This is a genomic window from Vibrio vulnificus CMCP6 (assembly GCF_000039765.1).
Lineage (GTDB): Bacteria > Pseudomonadota > Gammaproteobacteria > Enterobacterales > Vibrionaceae > Vibrio > Vibrio vulnificus_B.
This window is the reverse complement of sequence record NC_004459.3, coordinates 3,124,584-3,145,031: the sequence shown is the minus strand read 5'-3', so window position 1 is coordinate 3,145,031 and position 20,448 is coordinate 3,124,584. Positions and strand designations below refer to the sequence as shown.

20 protein-coding genes and 1 other annotated feature are annotated in these 20,448 nt (G+C 47.3%); of the genes, 5 read left to right on the top strand and 15 right to left on the bottom strand.

The features are described from left to right. Positions 1-8: 8 nt before the first annotated feature. The 11 genes from yciA to trpL2 form a co-directional block, all read right to left on the bottom strand. Positions 9-407 (bottom strand): acyl-CoA thioester hydrolase YciA, encoded by a 399-nt coding sequence (yciA, locus tag VV1_RS14580; RefSeq protein ID WP_011080876.1) that lies wholly within the window; start codon positions 405-407, stop codon positions 9-11. An 80-nt stretch (positions 408-487) separates the two neighbouring features. Beyond that, complete coding sequence (locus VV1_RS14575) at positions 488-1,051, bottom strand: septation protein A (protein WP_011080875.1); 564 nt, start codon at positions 1,049-1,051, stop codon at positions 488-490. A gap of 131 nt (positions 1,052-1,182) precedes the next feature. Beyond that, positions 1,183-1,425 (bottom strand): hypothetical protein, encoded by a 243-nt coding sequence (locus VV1_RS24970; protein WP_026050800.1) that lies wholly within the window; start codon positions 1,423-1,425, stop codon positions 1,183-1,185. A 184-nt stretch (positions 1,426-1,609) separates the two neighbouring features. After that, positions 1,610-2,914, bottom strand: a complete 1,305-nt coding sequence (locus VV1_RS14565) for a dicarboxylate/amino acid:cation symporter (RefSeq protein ID WP_011080873.1) — start codon at positions 2,912-2,914, stop codon at positions 1,610-1,612. Between the two features lie 298 nt (positions 2,915-3,212). Beyond that, positions 3,213-4,019: a tryptophan synthase subunit alpha gene (trpA, locus tag VV1_RS14560; RefSeq protein WP_011080872.1), complete on the bottom strand. Its 807-nt coding sequence runs from the start codon at positions 4,017-4,019 to the stop codon at positions 3,213-3,215. Then, a complete protein-coding gene (gene trpB / locus VV1_RS14555) occupies positions 4,019-5,209 on the bottom strand; it encodes a tryptophan synthase subunit beta (protein WP_011080871.1) in 1,191 nt (396 codons plus the stop codon). The genes trpA and trpB overlap by 1 nt, the downstream gene beginning before the upstream one ends. Positions 5,210-5,284: 75 nt before the next feature. After that, a complete protein-coding gene (trpCF, locus tag VV1_RS14550) occupies positions 5,285-6,715 on the bottom strand; it encodes a bifunctional indole-3-glycerol-phosphate synthase TrpC/phosphoribosylanthranilate isomerase TrpF (protein WP_011080870.1) in 1,431 nt (476 codons plus the stop codon). Between the two features lie 5 nt (positions 6,716-6,720). Beyond that, positions 6,721-7,719, bottom strand: a complete 999-nt coding sequence (trpD, locus tag VV1_RS14545) for an anthranilate phosphoribosyltransferase (RefSeq protein WP_011080869.1) — start codon at positions 7,717-7,719, stop codon at positions 6,721-6,723. Positions 7,720-7,737: 18 nt separating this feature from the next. Then, positions 7,738-8,316, bottom strand: coding sequence for an aminodeoxychorismate/anthranilate synthase component II (locus VV1_RS14540; RefSeq protein ID WP_011080868.1), 579 nt, complete (start codon positions 8,314-8,316; stop codon positions 7,738-7,740). Between the two features lie 2 nt (positions 8,317-8,318). Then, entirely contained in the window at positions 8,319-9,884 is a 1,566-nt protein-coding gene (locus VV1_RS14535; RefSeq protein WP_011080867.1) for an anthranilate synthase component 1, read from the bottom strand. Between the two features lie 128 nt (positions 9,885-10,012). Continuing rightward, positions 10,013-10,115 (bottom strand) — a sequence feature (Trp leader region). After that, entirely contained in the window at positions 10,062-10,187 is a 126-nt protein-coding gene (gene trpL2 / locus VV1_RS14530; protein WP_011149930.1) for a tryptophan operon leader peptide, read from the bottom strand. Its footprint overlaps the feature before it by 54 nt. Positions 10,188-10,272: 85 nt before the next feature. Here trpL2 and rnm point away from each other — a divergent pair, with 85 nt between their 5' ends. Together rnm and VV1_RS14520 are read left to right on the top strand one after the other, a co-directional pair. After that, positions 10,273-11,154: an RNase RNM gene (rnm, locus tag VV1_RS14525; RefSeq protein ID WP_011080866.1), complete on the top strand. Its 882-nt coding sequence runs from the start codon at positions 10,273-10,275 to the stop codon at positions 11,152-11,154. A 30-nt stretch (positions 11,155-11,184) separates the two neighbouring features. Then, positions 11,185-11,805, top strand: a complete 621-nt coding sequence (locus tag VV1_RS14520; RefSeq protein WP_011080865.1) for an L-threonylcarbamoyladenylate synthase — start codon at positions 11,185-11,187, stop codon at positions 11,803-11,805. A 75-nt stretch (positions 11,806-11,880) separates the two neighbouring features. On the opposite strand, the gene VV1_RS14515 is transcribed toward VV1_RS14520, so the two are convergent. Continuing rightward, the gene (locus tag VV1_RS14515) at positions 11,881-12,591 is read right to left on the bottom strand and encodes a calcium-binding protein (RefSeq protein WP_011080864.1); all 711 of its coding nucleotides are present in this window, start codon (positions 12,589-12,591) and stop codon (positions 11,881-11,883) included. A gap of 335 nt (positions 12,592-12,926) precedes the next feature. On the opposite strand from VV1_RS14515, the gene rluB reads away from it, so the two are divergent. Further along, a complete protein-coding gene (gene rluB, locus VV1_RS14510; RefSeq protein WP_011080863.1) occupies positions 12,927-13,889 on the top strand; it encodes a 23S rRNA pseudouridine(2605) synthase RluB in 963 nt (320 codons plus the stop codon). 51 nt (positions 13,890-13,940) lie between these two features. Here the strand turns inward: rluB and VV1_RS14505 are convergent, their stop codons facing one another. Continuing rightward, the gene (locus VV1_RS14505; RefSeq protein ID WP_011080862.1) at positions 13,941-14,261 is read right to left on the bottom strand and encodes an HI1450 family dsDNA-mimic protein; all 321 of its coding nucleotides are present in this window, start codon (positions 14,259-14,261) and stop codon (positions 13,941-13,943) included. A gap of 2 nt (positions 14,262-14,263) precedes the next feature. Continuing rightward, a complete protein-coding gene (gene efpL, locus VV1_RS14500; RefSeq protein WP_011080861.1) occupies positions 14,264-14,830 on the bottom strand; it encodes an elongation factor P-like protein EfpL in 567 nt (188 codons plus the stop codon). A 232-nt stretch (positions 14,831-15,062) separates the two neighbouring features. Here efpL and VV1_RS14495 point away from each other — a divergent pair, with 232 nt between their 5' ends. Both VV1_RS14495 and VV1_RS14490 read left to right on the top strand, forming a co-directional pair. Continuing rightward, entirely contained in the window at positions 15,063-15,830 is a 768-nt protein-coding gene (locus tag VV1_RS14495; protein WP_011080860.1) for a nucleotidyltransferase domain-containing protein, read from the top strand. Positions 15,831-15,928: 98 nt separating this feature from the next. After that, a complete protein-coding gene (locus VV1_RS14490; protein ID WP_011080859.1) occupies positions 15,929-18,025 on the top strand; it encodes a PTS sugar transporter subunit IIC/EAL domain-containing protein in 2,097 nt (698 codons plus the stop codon). On the opposite strand, the gene VV1_RS14485 is transcribed toward VV1_RS14490, so the two are convergent. Next, positions 18,022-20,391, bottom strand: coding sequence for a DNA polymerase II (locus tag VV1_RS14485; RefSeq protein WP_011080858.1), 2,370 nt, complete (start codon positions 20,389-20,391; stop codon positions 18,022-18,024). The genes VV1_RS14490 and VV1_RS14485 overlap by 4 nt on opposite strands. Positions 20,392-20,448 lie beyond the last annotated feature (57 nt).

Below are 20,448 nucleotides of genomic sequence, written 5' to 3'. Positions count from 1 at the left end.
TACGGAATTTATGCCGTAACGATAGGCCGTGGTTTGCCGTCTGCATCAATGGCGACATAGTTAAACGTGGCATCGCAAACCATAAAGCGATCTTCGATTCCGTGGTCGCGTACGGGCTTCACCCAAACCTCGAGATTAATCGACATTGAAGTGCGACCAATTTTGGTGCATTCACCGTAAACACACACGACATCGCCCACGCTGACTGGTTTTTTAAAGGTAATTCCGGACACGGATACAGTGACGATTCGTCCGTGCGAGATCTCTTTCGCCAAAATACCACCGGCGAGATCGAGCTGAGACATGATCCAACCGCCAAATACATCCCCATTGGCATTGGTATCGGCTGGCATGGCGAGGGTTCTTAACAGTAACTGACCCTTTGGAGAGTGAAATTCCTGACTCATTTTGACATCCACAACAAACAAAACAGCGACCAAAGGGTCGCTGCGAAAAATAAGAACAGGATTATAGCAAAAAATGCAGTTTATTCATCCGTTGGCACGTCCGATGACTGGCCATTTTGTTCTTTAGGGAGATGTTTATAAATATAGCCGCCAGTGAGGACGGTAAAAACCAACGTCGCCGCTAATAAACCAAAGACTTTAAAATTCACCCAAACATCTAAAGGAAGCTGGTAGGCCACATAGATATTCAGCCCTGCACAAAAGGTGAAAAAGCCAACCCATGCCCAGTTAATGTTTGCCCATACTGACTCAGGCAAGGTGATCTCTTTGCCCAACATGCCTTTGATGGCCGATTTGCCCATAACATGGCTGACCGTCAAACCAATGGCAAACACGGCGTAGACGATGGTCACTTTCCACTTAATAAAGTTGTCGTCATGCAGGAAAATGGTCATGCCACCAAAAATGGCCACCATTAAGAAGGTAATTAACTGCATCTTCTCAACTTTCTTGTACAAGGCGTAGGTGACAACGATCTGAATGGCTGTTGCTGCAATCAAAGCGCCTGTTGCAACATAGATATCATACATCTTGTAGAGGGCGAAAAAGATAATTAGAGGAATAAAATCAAGTATTTGCTTCATGTGGCAAAAAGGTTCCTGTCGATTGAATTGCCCACAGTCTAAACAAAACTGGCTCAATGTGAAGCCTTGAAAGTAAATGATGGGTTATTGGAGGCTTAGGAAGCCCGGCGGCTTCCCAAGATTCGCCGCGCTTAAGCTGCCCCCTGAAATTGGGCGATGACACGTTTCATGTCTTCCAAATAGCCTTCGGTGCGAAGATTCTCAACGGTCACCTCAAGTTCGTCGTCAGTCATTGAAAAGCACGTCGTTTTGCCGGTGGTTATGCCAAGGTAGTGGTGATACTCATCTTCGGTAAAATGGCCAATGCGGTCTAACAGTAGTGCCTTCATGCCATGATGGATAAGGCCATAATAGGTGCGTCGATGTAACGTCATAATGCTGTCCTCATTCTGCGTCGAAGCACAAACTGCGTGATGAATTTGACGCTTCTGATGGTTATGAGCAAGAAGCAATATGAGTGCCACTTTCGGTTTGCCGCCTTTGGCGCTTTCTGCAGGCATAAAAAAGGGGTAACGCATTGGTCACCCCGTTTTGAGAATCAATTTGCAAAAACTGCGATTAGGCTTCTTGCTTATTCATCTCAGCTTGTTTTTCATTTTCTTCATCAAGCAGTGCATCGACAATGACGGCACACGCTGCATCACCAGTGATGTTGAGCGCGGTACGAATCATATCGAAGATACGGTCAAGAGCGAACAACAGTGGTAGACCTTCGATTGGAATGCCCGCTGCGAGCAGGACGGCAACAACGAGGAAAGAAGGACCAGGAACACCTGCTTGACCTACTGCGCCGAGCGTTGCGGTCACAATGATGGCAATGTAAGCACCCATGCTCAAATCGATGTTGAATAGCTGAGCAAAGAAGATCGCGACGAGGCCGTAGTAAATGGCGTTACCAGACATGTTGATCGTTGCGCCTAGAGGCAAAACGAAAGATGCGGTCGAGTTGCGAACACCCAGTTCTTTCTCAACGGTATCCATGGTGACTGGCAGGGTTGCCATTGAAGAAGCGGTTGACAGAGCAACAGCTTGTGGCTTTTTCATCGCACTGATGAATTTCTTCGCAGAGGTTTTAGTAAACAGCTGAATCATCAGTGGGTAAGCTACGAAACCAAAAATAAGAATCGCCGCAACGTAAACCACAAACAGTTTAAACACCACCATCAGGGCGCCAAAACCAAACGTACCTACGGCTTCTGCCATCAGGCCAAATACACCGAGAGGCGCGATGACCATCACTTTGTTGATCATCCAAACCATGGAATCAACAATGCAGTTTACGCCATTCATGATTGGCTCACGCTTCTCTTTCTCTTGTTTAGAGATAGCGATACCTAAAAATAGACAGAAGACGAGGATCTGTAGGATGTTGGCTTCATTAAGTGACTGGAAAACGTTGGTTGGGATCATACCTGTGATGGTAGCCCAAAAAGTAGGAAGTTCACCTTTAGAAGCGTACTCAGCAGAGAACATGCCTTCGACACCGGAAACATCGATACCCATGCCCGGCTTGAAGACTTCACCCATGAACAGGGCAAGTGCAACGGCAAGTGCAGATGTTAGACCGAAGTAACCCAGTGTCACGAAACCTACCTTGCCAGCAGATTGACTATTGCCTAGGCCCGCTGCGCCAGAAATTAGGGCAACAGCAACAAGAGGGATAACCAGCATCTTGATCAGGTTGATGAAGATGGCCCCCAGTGGAGCAAACATAGAGGCGCTATCACCCATCAAGGCACCAACGGCAGTACCCACGATCATGGCGATGACAACCTGCACACCAATGTTGCGTAACAAACTCTTTTCTTTTAACACTTCCATAACCTCTGTGCTAATAAATATTAAAAATCCAGAATTACCCACTGAACGAAAAAGTGTTCTTTGGATAAATATTCGATCAGATTTTTACACGTTTATTTCACATTTAGCAATATGGGATAAGAAGCGAGGGCGTGAATATCAGGCGTTTTATTGACGATTGACAATTTTTTAAGCAGAAAGCAAACGTTTGCTATAGCTTGGTCTTATATAACGGTGGCATTTTATTGAGTGATGGCTCGTTTATAAGCTGGGGTGGAAGTGAGTTGGAATGTTAAAAAAAAGATCGATTTCTACTAGTGGATAAGAAATCGATCTCATAGATGTTTAGATGTCTACCACGTTACTTTTGTGTTGCAGACTTCATGTTGGAAACAAAGTTTGCCAGTGCCGTTAACATCGCGTCAGGTTCATTGAGGTGACTTTCGATGATTTTGACCACTGCAGAGCCTGAAATGGCACCTGCCGCACCCGCATCGATAGCCTGTTTGACTTGTTCAGGCTCTGATATACCAAAGCCCAACAGTGCAGGTGGCGCATTAAATTGTTCTAGCTTCGCAAGCATATCACCCACAGGCATGTTGGCTTTTGTTTCAGCTCCTGTGACCCCCGCTCGAGAGAGAAGATAGGTATAACCGCCACCCAGTTGTGAAACCTGTTTTAGTGTTTCATCACTGGCCGTTGGTGGTGCGATAAAGATTGGATGTACACCAAACTTTTCGGCTGCCGCGACAAACTCTGCACTTTCGTTCGTTGGGACATCGGCGATCAACACAGAATCAATGCCTGCTTGAGCGCAACGTTGGTAGAAATTCTCGATACCACGTGAATAGACCAAGTTTGCGTACATCAACAGGCCAATCGGTAGATCTGGGTATTTAGCTCGGATTTGTCCGATCAAATCAAAACAGATATCAGGTGTTGCGCCTGAATCCAGCGCGCGAATATTTGCGCCTTGGATCGTTGGGCCGTCGGCCAATGGATCAGAAAATGGAATGCCAAGTTCAAGAGCATCGGCACCCGCTTTAACTAAGGTATCCATGATCTTGAGTGAGAGTTCAGGGTTAGGGTCACACACGGTAACAAAAGGAACAAAGGCACCTTGTTTTTGCGCGGCGAGGCGCTCAAATGTCGCTTGATAACGGTCCATTAGATTGCTCCTTTTTCTTCTAAAATGGCATGAACGGTAAAGATGTCTTTGTCACCTCGACCAGATAGGTTAACGACCAACAACTGCTCTTTCTCTGGGTTGTTGCGGGCCATTTTCAGCGCATGTGCCAAAGCGTGAGACGATTCTAACGCAGGAATAATACCCTCACTTCTTGCCAACTCTTGGAACGCATCAAGCGCTTCATCATCGGTGATGCTGTCGTATTCAGCGCGACCAATGGCATTAAGGTGAGCGTGTTGAGGACCCACTGATGGGAAATCGAGACCTGCGGAAACGGAGTATGACTCTTCGACTTGGCCGTTTTCATCTTGCATGAGTGGCGCTTTCATACCAAAGAAAATGCCAGTTTTGCCATGTTTTAAGGGCGCGCCATGTTGGTCGGTATCAATGCCTTTGCCCGCAGGTTCAACACCAATCAGGCGAACCGTTTCTTCTTCGATAAAGTCGGCGAACATACCGATGGCGTTTGAGCCGCCACCCACACAAGCAATCACTGCATCAGGCAGGCGTCCTTCACGTGCGAGGATCTGATTCTTCGTTTCTTCACCAATCATACGTTGGAACTCACGTACGATGGTTGGGAAAGGGTGGGGACCCGCGGCAGTGCCCAATAAGTAGTGGGCGGTTTCATAGCTACCAGACCAATCACGCAATGCTTCATTACATGCGTCTTTCAGTGTGGCGGAACCTGAGTGCACCGGAATCACCGTCGCGCCCATTAACTTCATACGAAACACGTTAGGACTTTGGCGCTCGACGTCTTTTGCTCCCATGTACACGCGACACTTCAAGCCCAGTAGTGCGCAGGCAAGTGCAGTGGCAACGCCATGTTGGCCTGCGCCCGTTTCAGCAATGATTTCGTTTTTGCCCATGCGTTTAGCCAACAGTGCTTGACCAAGTACTTGGTTGGTTTTGTGCGCGCCACCGTGCAGTAAATCTTCACGTTTTAGGTACAGTTTGGTTTTGGTGCCTTTGGTTAGATTGCGCGTCAGCGTCAGTGCGGTTGGGCGGCCTGCGTATTCTTGGAGTAACCCCATAAACTCACTGCGGAAATCTGGGTCTTCTTGGGCGTCAATGAACGCTTGCTCGAGCTGCTCTAATGCGGGTACCAGAATCTGAGGTACGTACTGACCGCCGTATTCGCCAAAGTAGGCATTTAACTTAGTCATGTTTGCTTCCTTAATTGTGTTTGGCTATGTGCCAGAATTTGTTCTTCACTGAACCTCAGGTTCAGATCATCAATATCAATAATTTCGGATGGCTGCAAACGCTTGCTGCAGCTTCGTCAGATCTTTTTTCCCAGGGCTTTCTTCAACACCAGAGTTTAAATCCAGTCCTAAACATCCAAGGCTTGCTGCCTTTTGTGCATTGTCTGGATTGAGACCGCCAGCCAACATGATATGGCTTGGATCATCCAATAAAGCCCAATCAAACGTAGTCCCTGTTCCACCGCTTTGTTGGCCGACTTGCGCATCGAAAAGATGACGATCAACATCTTGAGTAAGTAGAGTCGGTGCTTGGTCGGTCACGCCATAGGCTTTCCAAATCTCAATCGATTCGTTGAGTTGCTTGCGCAGTTGTGCGATGTAATCGGCTTCTTCGTTGCCATGTAATTGCACCGCATGCAGTTGCAGCTGGTTTGCGGTTTCGGCCACCAAGGTAACGGGGTGATTTTGGAACACGCCAACATAATTGAGCGGAGCGCCACTCATCGTCAGTCTTGCCTGCTCTATATTTACAGCACGTTTGGATTGCTCTACAAAAATCAAACCACCAAAGACAGCGCCAGCTTGATAGGCTTTGGCGGCTTCCTCCGGATGAGTGAGACCACAGACTTTGTTTTCACCCAGTGTCACTTTACGTACCGCGAGCTCGAGGTTTTTTTCTGCCATCAGTGAGCTACCGATCAAAAAGCCATCAGCGTATTGGGCGAGATCGCGCACTTGCTGGTGGGTGTAAATGCCCGATTCCGAGATCACAATCGCTTCTGGTGCTAGGCGACGCAAAGTTGGCGCGAGTACTTTGGTGCGATTCAAATCGGTGGTGAGGTCACGTAAGTTGCGGTTGTTAATGCCAATCACCTTCGCCCCCAGCTTCACAGCACGCTCAAGCTCTTCGTCATTACTGATTTCTGTCAGCACACCCATTTGCAACTGGTGGGCAACATCTGCCAGTGTTTGATATTGCTCGTCATTGAGGACTGACAACATCAATAAAATGGCGTCGGCTTGATAGTGACGAGCGAGATAAACTTGATAGCTATCGACCATAAAATCTTTACACAACACAGGCTGGCGCACTTGCTGACGCACTCGGGGCAGAAAGTCGAAGCTGCCTTGGAAGTATTTCTCATCGGTGAGTACCGAAATCGCATCTGCGTGGTGGTTGTACACCGACGCGATGTAATCCAAGTCGAAATCTTCACGGATCAATCCCTTTGATGGGGAGGCTTTCTTACATTCGGTAATGAATACCGTGCGTTGGCCCCGCAAGGCTTGGTAAAAGCTGCGATCCGATGGTGTCAATGTGGCTTGAAAACTGGCCAATGGTTGCGCGTGTTTACGCTCGGCTACCCACTGGTATTTATCGCGAACTATCTTGGCTAGGACTTCCGCCATTTGTGCTTCCTGCAGAGAAACGTGTTCTGACAGTTTTTCGTTGCTGTTTGTCATCATAAACCTCAGGCGTGTTGAGCCAATTTTTCGACCAGTTGATACGCTTTACCAGAGTTCATTACGTCGATCGCTTGTTGCGTATTGGCTTTAAGATCCTCATGACCAAAAAGACGCATGAGCAGGGCGACGTTGACGGCAACGGCACTCAATTGAGCTTCCGTTCCTTTTCCGGTGAGTAAGTGAGTGATGATGGCTTTGTTTTCCTCCGGATCACCACCCTTAATCGCTTCCAATGGATGTGTATTGACGCCAAAGTCGGCTGGGGTGAGAGTGTATTCGTGAATCACGCCATCTTTGATTTCTGCGACCAAGGTGTCGCCATGAATAGCGACTTCATCCAAGCCGCTGCCATGCACGACCGCGGCGCGTTTCATGCCCATTTTCAACATGGTTTCTGCGATAGGGCGAACCAGTTCTTGGCTGTATACACCCATCAGTTCGATGTTAGGGCGCGCAGGGTTAATCAAAGGGCCTAAGATGTTGAAGATGGTGCGCGTTTTCATGGTTTGGCGCACAGGCATCGCATGCTTCACACCGCTATGGTATTGAGGTGCAAACAAAAAGGCGACGCCAATGTTATCGACGGCTGAGCGAGTATCTTCTGCACTCATCGCGAGGTTGATGCCAAATGAATCAAGTAGATCGGAAGAGCCAGATTTACTTGAAACGCTGCGATTGCCATGCTTAGCGACTTTCAACCCACAGGCTGCGGCCACAAAGGCTGCGGTTGTCGAGATATTGATGGTGTTGTGGCCATCGCCACCCGTGCCCACGATGTCGGCAAAATCGTAATCAGGACGCGGGAAAGGTTGCGCATTGGCAAGTAATGCTTTGGCTGCACCGGCAATTTCATCGGGTGTTTCCCCTTTGATTTTCAGTGCGGTTAGGGCCGAAGCCATGAGAATGGGGTCTAACTCGCCGCGAATAATGGTGTCGAAAAGTTGTTGGCTCTCTTGCTCTGTCAGAGATGCTTGCTGATACAGTTTGTTGATGATGGCTTCCATAATCTTTTCTCCCAATCCTTATGCTAATGCCCAGTTAATCGCGTTGGCTAACAACGTCGCACCTTGTGTCGTCATGATGGACTCTGGGTGAAATTGAAAACCGCACACTTTGTCTTCTTCGTTAACCACCGACATAACAAGGCCATTCACTTCGGCGGTTACGGTCAGTGTTTGCGGTACGTGTGTTGCCACCAACGAGTGGTAGCGCGCAATAGCCAGTGGGGATGGCAACCCTTGATAAATCGCATGGCTTTGGTGCTCCATCATCGAGACTTTGCCATGGATGATCTCGCCTGCGCCAGCCACGGTGCCGCCGTAGGCTTCCACAATTGCCTGATGGCCGAGACAAATGCCAATCACTGGGACTTTGCCTTTGACGCGAGCAATTAACTCTGGCATACAGCCCGCCTCTGATGGCGCGCCTGGCCCTGGAGAGAGCAGCACCACTGGGCGCTCGAGTTGCTCAATCGCGTCTACAATAGTGTCTGTGGCAATACTATTGCGGTAAATCTTTACTTGGTGGCCTAAAGAGCGGAACTGATCAACCAAGTTGTAGGTAAATGAATCGAAGTTATCGATAAATACAATGTCCGCCATCTTTACGACTCCTTGTGGGCTTTCTGAATGGCAGAGATGACTGCCTGAGCTTTGCCGCGCGTCTCATCGGCTTCGGCTTGGGGGGCGGAATCAAAGACCACTCCGGCACCGGCTTGCACTTGTGCAATGCCGTTTTCAACGTAAGCCGAACGAATCACGATACAGGTATCCAGTGTCCCTTCGCCAGTGAGGTAACCGACAGCCCCACCGTAACTGCCACGGCGAGCCCCTTCAACATCACGAATCAATTGCATGGCACGAATTTTCGGAGCGCCCGTTAATGTGCCCATATTCATACACGCTTGGTAGGCGTGTAGTGCGTCAAGATCGTCACGTAATTGTCCAACAACGCGTGAGACCAAGTGCATCACATGGCTGTAGCGGTCCACTTTAAGTAAATCGGCGACGTGGCGTGTCCCTGCGCGAGAAATGCGTGCGACATCATTTCGAGCGAGATCCACCAACATCATGTGCTCGGCGTTTTCTTTCTTGTCAGTGCGAAGTTCGAGTTCAATTCGACTATCGAGGTCGAAATCGATCTCACCATTGGCTCGCTTGCCACGGCGTCGAGTACCAGCAATGGGGTAGATCTCCACCTGATTGGTTTGCGTTTCATATTTCAACGCGCTTTCCGGTGATGCGCCAAACAACGTAAAGAGTTCATCTTGCATGTAAAACATGTAAGGGCTTGGGTTGCTGACTTTGAGCTCTTTATACGCCGCCAATGGTGACGGGCAGGGCAGGGTAAAGCGGCGTGATGGTACGACTTGGAAAATGTCGCCTTTGACTACGTATTGCTTTAGGTCGCGTACCACTTGGCAAAAGGCGTCATCGCTGATATTGGTATCGACCTCAACCTTATCGAGATGAATGGCTTTAGGTAGCGCTTTCGGGGTAGCACACAGAGTGCGGATTTGTTCAATACGCTGATTTAGTGCTTCTTTTTGTGAGTCGTCTGCAAAAAGCGTTGCTTGTAAATGGCAACTCTCGGTCTGGTGGTCGACCACCATCAGCGTTTCTGCCACGTAGAAGACATAGTCAGGACATTGATTTATTGCGTGGGCTTCACCCAGTGGTTCAAAGTTGGCCACCAAGTCATAGGCAAACAGACCGCCGATAAAGATCGCGTGCTTGTCTTTTTCCGCCAAATCAAAACTGTGTTGAACCAGTCTCAATGCGTCGAAACTAGAGGCTTCACGTAAGCGAGAGTCTTCATCTAGGCGGTCATCTGGGCTTGAGAAGGTGAGAGTAAGTTGTTGTCCATCAAACTGATGTTCAACCTCTTGCGCGACATTCTTTGTCAAATGCGTTAACAGATTCTTGCCGTTGTCACTGAGTGCCGTCATGGTCACGACATGGCCATGGCAAACCATACGTACCGCGGAATCGACAATCAGTAAGCTTTTAAGATCTTGTTTTGAATCGATTTCAGCTGATTCGAGCAATAAGCTATCGCGCTTGTTTTCACACAAAGTGTGAAAAAGGCGCGTAGGATCCGAATGGTAAGGAACCGTCGTTGACAGAAGCTCTAGCTGTCCTAGTGTGGTGATGTTAATGGCCTTGTTCACAAGACCTCCTTATTATTCAATTCTTTGTCTTCCTGCTGTACATACTCGCACAAAGCAAACGTTCACCCAACGCAGAATTTGTTCGTTTTGATGAATGTTTAATCAGTTGATTGTGAGATGTGCAACAAAATAAAAAGCCCGCATGGTTAGCGGGCTTTGTGTGATTCATTTTCTTTATTAAAAGTACACGTTAGCCCACCAAGAACTTGTCCAAGTGCGCCACCAAGCGAGCTCTGCTGCATTGACATTCTCGTTATGCAGAGCAAGTTTCGCTTTCTGGTTGTGGTTAAATTCTTGTAACATGGTCGGCCCTATAGTCAGGTACTTTGTATTTGTGTACTAGTTAACTAGTGCAAGGGTAAAAAGTCAACCCCCTAGTAGCAAATATATGAGAATAGATTTACATAGCCACACGACGGCCTCGGATGGTCGTTTTTCACCGCAAGAACTCATCGAGCGAGCCCTTACGTTTGACTTGGATGTGCTCGCGGTGACCGATCATGATACGGTAGAAGCGTTGGCGGAAATACATCGTTATGTCGATGAGAAGCAATTGCCAATTAAAATCATTAATGGCATTGAAATATCCACGGTTTGGCAGAATAAAGACATCCATGTCGTGGGATTAAATGTTGATCCTAACAACATGACACTGAATCAACTGATTGAGCAGCAACAAGAACATCGTGTTAACCGCGCTGAGCTGATTGCACAACGTTTGCAAAAAGCGACACGGGAAGGTGTGCTCGAAGAGGTGCGACAAATCGCTGATGGAGCGCCGATTACCCGTGCTCACTTTGCCAAATGGCTGGTGGATAATGGTTATGCCAAAACGATGCAGCAGGTGTTTAAAAAATACTTAACGCGTAACAACCCGGGTTATGTCCCGCCAAACTGGTGTTCAATTGATGACGCAGTGAAAGCCATTCATGCCGCAGGGGGCCAAGCGGTGCTTGCACACCCAGCGCGATACAACTTGACGGCGAAATGGTTGAAACGCTTGTTACAAGCCTTTGTCGAGGCCGGTGGCGATGCGATGGAAGTAGCGCAGCCACAACAATCGCAGCAAGAAAGGCGCAATTTGGCTGATTATGCAATACAATACAAACTATTAGCTTCCCAAGGCAGTGATTTTCATTATCCGTCTCCGTGGATGGAATTGGGAAGAAACCTCTGGTTACCCGCGGGGGTTGAACCAGTGTGGAAAGATTGGGGTTTAGAACCGGTAGACAAAATTCAAACCGTGTCTACGATTGCCCCAGAGCTATAGAGCCGAGAGGTTCGATAATGAGGAATTACCATGAGCCAGTTTTTTTACGTTCATCCAGAAAACCCACAGGCTCGCTTGATTAATCAAGCCGTAGCAATCATTCGAAATGGCGGAGTGGTGGTGTATCCAACCGATTCAGGATACGCGTTGGGCTGTCAATTAGAAAACAAGCAAGCATTAGACAGAATTTGCCAGATCCGTCGCTTAGACGAAAAACACAACTTCACACTGTTGTGCCGTGACCTTTCAGAGTTGTCCATTTACGCACGTGTGGATAACACGGCGTTTCGTTTGTTAAAGAACAACACTCCAGGTCCTTACACCTTTATTTTTAAAGGGACCAAAGAAGTGCCGCGTCGTTTGATGAACGCTAAGCGTAAGACCATAGGTATTCGTGTACCCGATAACCGTATTGCCCTAGATCTGCTTGATGCGTTGGGTGAGCCATTGATGTCGACATCACTGATTTTGCCAGGCAAAGAGGTAACGGAAGCCGATCCAGAAGAGATCCGCGATAAACTTGAACACGCGGTTGATGTGATTCTTAACGGGGGTTACTTGGGCGAGCAACCAACGACGGTGATTGACTTTAGTGAAGGTGATGCGGTTGTTGCACGTATTGGCTCTGGTGACCCAGCACCATTTGAGTAATGATGTTAGTGATGACGTATAGTTCAAAGGGAAGCTTAGCTTCCCTTTGTTTTTAAGTGACGATACTCGCACTTATCAAGCAAAATCAAACAGCTCAATACCGTAATGATCAATCCAATTCATATCGTATTGAGAAATGCCTGTGAGGGTGAGTTCGACTCCCCATTCTTCGCTGGAGAATACAGCGTCTCCCCATTGATTGAACGAGAGATCAAGCTCATCTCGTGACTGAAGAAAGGTGTCGCGAATACCATCTCCATTGGTATCTTTGCCGATATTGAACGAAATTTTGTCGTAGCACAGATTAAAGTCGAGGATCTCGGCTTTGACTTCAATGTCATTCACTGGCACTTGTTGATCGTGTACGTTGATCGGCAAATGGTTGGTGAGAACAAACGTGTCCTTTCCGCAACCACCGCTGAGCATTGAATCGCCGTGTCCTACGACCAGCGTGTCATTACCCCAACCGCCGCTGAGAAAGTTATTCCCTTCGTAGTCATAAATGATGTCGTCACCGCTTCCGCCAAAGAGGGTGTCATTACCTAAACCTCCGGAGAGAAAGTCATTTCCTGAGCCGCCGGAAATGAAATCATTACCACGACCGCCTAGCAGGGTATCGTTACCCCATCCGCCAAAAATATAGTCGTTTCCCCCGAAGCCGACGAACTTATCGTCACCTCCAAAGCCAAAGAATATATCAGTGGTTTCCGATCCTACGGTGCCTTTCAGATCGTCGTCTTGTGCGGTACCAAATATCCAGTTCAAATCAACCGTTGTTCCAGACATAGATTATTCCTTTTGTTTTGTGATGATATTGACTGCAAGCGTTACATAAAATTGCTTGATAATTTTATCAGTGTCCGAAAAGTAGACCCATGAACCAAAGTAGGAAATTGGTGGTGGTGGAGTATGGTATTTCTAATACTCTTAGATGGTTAACTGACTCGATATCACGGATGGATATGCGCAGTTTTCCACAGCTCGTCGAAGGGGAGATCTTACATTGAATGAAATTTTCCCGTATAATCGGCGCCTCGATTCCGAGCATCGGGTAGACATTGTAAACGGGTCTAGCTTGGTAAGACTAAGACGTCTGAGAAGACGACAATTTAGGTAGATAAATGAACGAAAAATTACAGAAAGTTTTGGCACGAGCTGGTCATGGCTCACGTCGTGAATTGGAAGCATTAATCAAATCAGGACGTGTGAGTGTGAACGGTATCGTCGCGAAACTGGGCGAACGACTAGAAGATGAGCAAGCAGTAGTGCGCATCGATGGTCACGTTGTGTCCGTGAAAGCTCAGGAAGAGGTGATTTGCCGAGTGTTGGCATACTACAAACCTGAAGGTGAGCTCTGTACGCGTCACGACCCAGAAGGTCGCCGTACTGTTTTTGATCGTCTACCAAAAATCCGTGGCTCTCGCTGGATCTCTGTTGGTCGTCTTGATGCAAACACCTCTGGTTTGTTGCTTTTTACCACTGATGGTGAATTGGCAAATCGCCTAATGCACCCAAGTCGTCAAGTTGAACGTGAATACCTAGTTCGCGTGTTTGGCGAAGTGAATGAGCACAAGGTACGTAACCTCGTTAACGGCGTTGAGCTCGATGATGGTTTAGCTCGCTTTGAAGACGTGGTTTATACTGGCGGTGAAGGTATGAACCATACGTTTTACGTGGTGATCAATGAAGGTCGTAACCGTGAGGTTCGTCGTCTTTGGGAATCTCAGGATTGCACAGTAAGCCGCTTAAAACGTGTACGTTATGGTGACATTTATCTTGATAAGAAACTGCCACGTGGCGGTTGGATGGAGCTTGAGCTGAAAGACGTGAACTACCTACGCGAGTTGGTAGAGCTTCGTCCAGAGAAAGAGACCATGATTGAGTTGAATAACTCATCACGTAAGCGTGACCGTGCCCGTAGTCAGAAGATTCGCCGCGCGGTAAAACGTCATGAAGAGCGCGTGAGTACGCCAAAAGGTCGCAGCAACAATGCGGCACGACGCAAGCCAAGTAAGGCCGATGGTCAAACAAACAAAACCAATAGCCGCAACCAAGCGGGTAGCCGCTCTAAGCCACAGCGCTAAGAGAACGAGCAGAAATGAAAAGGCTTGCCATTGGCAAGCCTTTTTTGCTTCTTAATCTCGTTTCCAGAGAATGTGACAGAACTTTTGGTCTGGATCGCGGCTAATCAGCATGCGAGCAAACACATCGTCTAGGACATCATTTTCTTCATTAACGAGACCAATGCGTACTTCTGCGTAGATCTCTTTGTCAACGTCAAAGCCAACGTGACCAGCCCAATCATCGCTGATATCAACCAGCTCAGCAGCGCCACGATCATCAAATTGTGCAGTAAACAGAATGACATCGACTGGCTCTAGGTTATCAGGCGCCATTTCGAGAAAAATGTCGTAAGCCGCGTCTATCGCATCATCGTAAGAGATTAAATCTGCCATGCTTACGCTCGGCTCATGTACTTACGTTCTGCCGTGTTGATGATCACGCGATCACCTGTTGCAATGTACTCAGGTACTTGTACTACTAAGCCAGTTGATAGGCGAGCAGGTTTAGTACGAGCAGATGCAGAAGCGCCTTTGATTGATGGATCGGTCTCTTCAATCACAAGTTCAACAGATGAAGGAAGCTCTAGGCCTACGGATTCACCGTTAACTAGGATAACGTGGATACCTTGAGTATCTTCGTTGATGAACAACAGATCATCTTCAACGTCAGCGTGTTTGAAAACGTATTGAGAGTAGTCTGCGTTATCCATGAAGATGTAGTCATCGCCGTCGACGTAAGAAAATGACACAGCTTTTTTGTTCATTTCCACCGTTTCTACCACGTCATCAGATTTGTAACGCTCTTCGACGCGAGCGCCAGTTGCTAGATCGGTACAACGCATTTTGTAGATCTTAGAACCACCACGGCCACCTGGAGTTGTTACTTCGATGTCTTTAACCAGAAGGGTTTTGCCGTTAGATTCAATTGCAAAACCTTTTTTAATTTCACTTGCCTTTGGCATATCAGTTCCTATCGCGTTTTAGGGTTGATCAAAATCGCCGAATTATATACTCAACTCTGCGTAACTTGCGAGTACTGGAATCGAATAACTTGTCTATTTGCGCACCAAAGTCTTACTCTTGTATCTGAATGTCGCGACGACCGAGATCAGTTGCGCACTCAAGGCTTGATTCCTCGTGTAAGCTAAGCGAAGATTGGGCGTTTCTTAGAATTATCAACTTCGTATCCGATTAATGACTCTACCTGTTATCGATCCCAAACAACCTTTCCAAGCGAAATTTGAGCCCGTTATCAAAGATGTATTGATGTGCCTAAAAAGTGGCTTGGGAGACAACCTCCACAGCGTCTATGTTTATGGCAGTGTCGCAAGGAAAACGGCGCAGGAAGGCAAGTCGAATCTCGATATTGTTGTGGTTACCCATCGTCCATTTACCGAGCAAAGAGCCACGGTATTTAACACGTTGAAATGGCGCGTGCAAAAAAGTTTTCCCCAAGTGACCGGAGTGGCGGTAAAAACGGCGGAAGTACGAGACATTGCTTCTTTAGACAGTCTTTTTACTTGGGGCTTTATGCTCAAACACTGCTGTGTCTGTGTGTATGGTAGTGATCTTGCGGAGTGTTTTGGTGAATATGTTCCTAGTTGGGAAATCGCTAAGCATTGGAATATGGATGTCGAGGATTGGCTTGCGGTATATCGCAACAAAATTGCTCGCGCGACTTCCGTTGAGCAACAAATTGAACCGCAAAAGGTCATCGCTAAAAAACTTTTGCGGGCAAGCTATTCATTGGTGATGTACAAAGATCAGCGTTGGTACGACGACCCATTAGAGTGTGGCCGCCAATTCCTTCAATACCATCCAGAAAAAGAAGTCGAGATTCGTCGTCTAACGATATTGTTGGCGGGTCAAGCCATTCCCAAACGTTCGGTTATAGGGCTATTGGATGGGTTTGGTGAGTGGCTAGTGAAGCAATATCAAAAAACGGAATTTAAAATCGGCTAATCATACCGTTCTCAATTGATGATTTAGTGATTACTAATGTAGTCTATCTGCTGTTCTGTGCTAACTTTAAAAGGTGAAGGCGATTACAGGATCAGCACATGGAAAAGCAGGCAAGCTTATCGTGGACGGTCGTTGGCATCAATTTGAAGAAGGTGAGCAAACGACTCGCCCCATCATTGCAGGCAATTCGCGAAGGGATGATTTGGCTGATTCCCTGTTTGATGTTATCGGCTTTTGCGCTGTTCTTTGCCAGTATGGGGGAGTTTGTTGGCGGTGGTCGAAGTGGCTGGATCAATGCACTGTATGATGTGCATAACGCGATTGCGGCGTTTTTTCCCTATCTTATGACGGCGACCATCTCTTATGTGCTGGCGATGCAATGGAAATTAGCTCGCCCACCGATGGCCCTACTTTCGATTATTTTTCTCCTTATTGTTGGTCATGTCGTACCCGCTGATGACACGTTGAAAATGTTTCACATCGTCATTGCGATTGTGACGCCGCTGTACGCGATTCCTATCTTGGCGCATTTGCTGCACGTGCCTCAATTGCGCATCACCAACTCCGACAGTGGAGGTAAGCTGGTCAAAGAATCGTTGAATCTTGTTTTACCCGCACTGCTAACTGCGTTTATTGTCGTGGTGATTAATTACTTAATATTCAGCATGATCAGCTTTGGTGATGGGTTGAAATTAGTACAACTCGATTATGCCAATGAGCCGTATGAGTTTGGTATCACCTTTGCCGCGATGAACTCGTTGTTATGGTTCCTCGGTGTTCACGGTTACTACGCACTGTTGCCACTGGTTGAGCTGTTACAGCAAGCAAGTTCGTTGAACTATTCCACCTTTGTCGCCGGAGGTGAAGGACATTATGCGATGAACCTTTCCATGATGGGGACCTTTGTCTTCATTGGAGGGAGCGGAGCAACACTGTCATTAGTCATCGCCATGTTATTGTTTGCGAAGCAGAAAAGTCTCAAATTAATAGCGATCGCCTCTATCCCTATTGGCTTAATTAACGTCAATGAAATTTTGCTGTTTGGTCTGCCCATTATTTTGAATCCACGTATGTTTTTACCGTTTTTTTTAACACCGGCGGTGCACGTGGTGACGACCTTGCTTGCGATTGAAGTCGGTGTTATCAACGTGCCAAGCGCAAGTGTGCCTTTTAATGCGCCAATTATTATTAACGCGTGGTTAGCAACATCTGGTGACTGGGGTGGGGTGCTGCTGCAACTCTTTAACATTGCCGTTGGTGTGGTGATCTACTATCCATCGGTGAGAAACCTCAATCGGTTGTACAGCAATCGCGAAATCAAAATTGATTTTCTTGATACGGTGTACGTGAGACGCAGAGAAGAAGCGGACACATTAAAAGATGACCCCATTGCGACTGCAAATGATCGCGCTCGCCGTGCTCAGGAAGTTGAACAACGATTAGAGCACATTGGTAGCAAAGAGTTTTGCCTGGAATATCAACCGCAAGTTTCTCATCAAACCGGCCGTGTGGTTGGTTGTGAAGCGTTAATTCGAGCTATCGAACCCGATGGCACGCTGGTGTATCCCGGTACGTTCTTGCCATGGCTCGAAGAAGCGGGCTTGATGAAAGATGTGGATCTTTGGGTGCTGAAAACGGTCGCAAAAGACATTCAAGAGTGGAACCGCATTGGCTTGTATGTGCCTGTTAGCATCAACCTTACCCCTGCTTTTCTTGCTGACCAAGAGTGTATGGATAAACTGGAATACATTTTGGCTCCTGTCGCGTCACAAGTACACATTGAAATCACCGAAGAGACGTTGCTGGTGGATGAGCAGGTACTGGCGCGTTCTTTTAACCTGCTACATCAATTGGGCGTAGCGGTGTATATTGATGACTTTGGGACGGGTTTCTCCTCGTTGTCTTACCTCAATCGATTTGAAGTCGACGCGATTAAAGTCGATCGTTCCTTTGTTTTGGCACTTGATAACGAGAAAGGAAAAAAAGTGTTCATGAGCCTTCTTTCTGTGGCCGAGCAACTGGGACTAGAAGTGGTTATTGAAGGGGTTGAATCGCAACAGCAATTGAACCACATTCCCGCGAAAGAGCACATCTCGATACAGGGCTGGTATTACAGCCGTTCATTGCAACACAACTCATTTATCCAATACTGCATCAACGCCAACCGACTCACTCCAGTCGTGGAAGTGGATTAGAAAAGACCTAATTGCGCATCGGCTAACTGGCTAAAGTCTTTACCAATAAAAGGTAGAATGGCATCGGCAACCGGTTTGAGCTGTTTATCGACATAATGTTGGTAATCGATCGCGCTGGATTGGTATTCCTTGGGTTCTGGCCCATTGAGCGTAATGAGATACTCAATACGTGCTCGATTTTGATATTGAAGTGGTCGCCCTAAGCGCGCATTGATTTCGTCGGCCATTCTTGCCGCCCGAACTTGAGGCGGAACGTTTTTCTGATAGTCACTGAGTTTTCTGCGTAAGCGTTTTTGATAGACCAGCTCATCATCAAATGCCCCCGCTCGAGTTTGTTCAACCATCTCACGCACATAGTCAGTCGGATCTTGGTCGTGAAAGATCATCATATAGAGTTGGTGCTGGAAACGTTGTGCCAATGGCGTCCAGTCCGTTCTCGCACTTTCTAAGCCTTTAAATACGATTCTCTCTTCGCTGCCTTGTTGAATCAATCCTGCATACCGTTTCTTCGAGCCTGTTTCGGCGCCACGGATGGTTGGCATCAAAAATTTGCGATAGTGGGTTTCGTATTCAAGTTCAAGGATGGAGTTTAAATTGAACTCTTGCTCAAGATGTTGCTTCCACCATTGGTTAATCAGGCTAACCAATTGGCGACCAATTGCATCGGCTTCTGGCTGCTCGAAACGACCATTGAGCGAAACAAAGGTTGAGTCCGTGTCACCATAAATGACTTGATAGCCCTGCTGTTCAATCAGCAATTTTGTCTGCTTCATGATCTCATGCCCGCGCATCGTGATGCTTGAGGCCAACCGAGTATCAAAAAAACGGCAGCCCGATGAGCCAAGTACCCCATAAAATGAGTTCATGATGATCTTAATTGCTTGAGAGAAGGCTTTGTCGTTGTTGCGTTTCGCGACATCTCGAGCATGCCACAATGTCTCGATCATCTCGGGCAGAAAGTGCTTAGTGCGATGAAACTGGCCACCACGAAAGCCCGGAACGGCTTGGTGTGGCGCTTTGCCACTTTCTAATTTAAGCCCTTCAACTAACCCAAGTGGGTCGATCAGAAACGATCGAATAATCGATGGATAAAGACTCTTAAAATCGAGCACTAAAACAGAATCGTAAAGTCCGGGCAGCGAGTCCATAACGTAACCACCAGGGCTCGCAACCCAATTCTCAGGCTGTAAATTGGGCGCAATGTAACCTGCGCGATGCAATTGCGGTAGGTAGAGGTTGGTAAAGGCCGCCACAGAGCCCCCGACACGATCCAGTTCGACGCCCGTTAATTTAGACCGTTCAATCACGTACTCGAGCAGATGAGTGTGAGCGAAAATACGATTGACCAAGACGCAATCTTGTAAGTTGTATTTCGCGAGGGAAGGCTTGTCGTGGCGAAACATGTGATTAATTTCGGCCATGCGATCGTGCACATTGTGAATCGCTTTACCTTCGCCCAATAGTTCTCGTGAAACCGACTCCAACGACCAAGAACGAAAGTGGTAGGTGGCGGTTTTTAAGGTATCAATGCCATCTAGGACAACGCGGCCGGGAATGGTAATAAATGCCTGTTGGCTTTGGCTCGATGAGCGGAAATAGCTAGTTTGGTTGCCTCGGCCGAGAGTCAGTTTCAACTGATGCCACTCTGCGCGCTTTTGCAGTAATCGAAAGTCAAAATCAATGACATTCCAGCCGACGATAACATCTGGGTCAAATTGCTCAAACCAAGCAATCAAAGCAAGCAGTAATTGTTTTTCATCTTGGACCCACTGAATGGGTGTGTCGGCCGCTTCGGGCTCACCAATCATGATCACTCGGCTATCCATCGGGCTATCTAAACCGATGGAATAAAGAATCCCTTTTTCTGAACACTCTAAATCGAGTGAAACCATTTTAAGCGTTGGCGTGTAATCCCCTTGCCGACACTTGGCATTGGTGACTTGAACATGGGCATTTTGCGTTTTAAAAGTACCAGTAAACGCCAAAGATCCGCGGATAAAGCGTTCCATTAAGTAGCGATCGGCAAGGCGAATGTCTGACTCCAACACCGTAATGTCGTGTTGAGTAAGTAATGATGAGAGGGTATAAGCATCTCGATTGGTTTGACAGTAACACGCTGCCATAGGGGTGTGTGAGAAGTCTTTCAATGGAAGAGGTTTGAATTCCACTTTAACATCGGGATGGTGTTCACTTGCTAAGCGTTGGGCATCTTCACGCTGAGTATCATCGATGAAAAACACCGGTTTTTCGCCATCAATAAGCAATTGGTGCGGCCCATCTTCTGTCGAGAGCCACAGTTCAATTTGAGTGCCTGAAAAGCGATCGCGTGCATGTCGAGTTAAGACAAAACCGTGAGTGATGGTCAAATCCGAATTCCAATTAAGAACAACTGCCCTGATGTTAGCAAATTGTCACTCAAACGC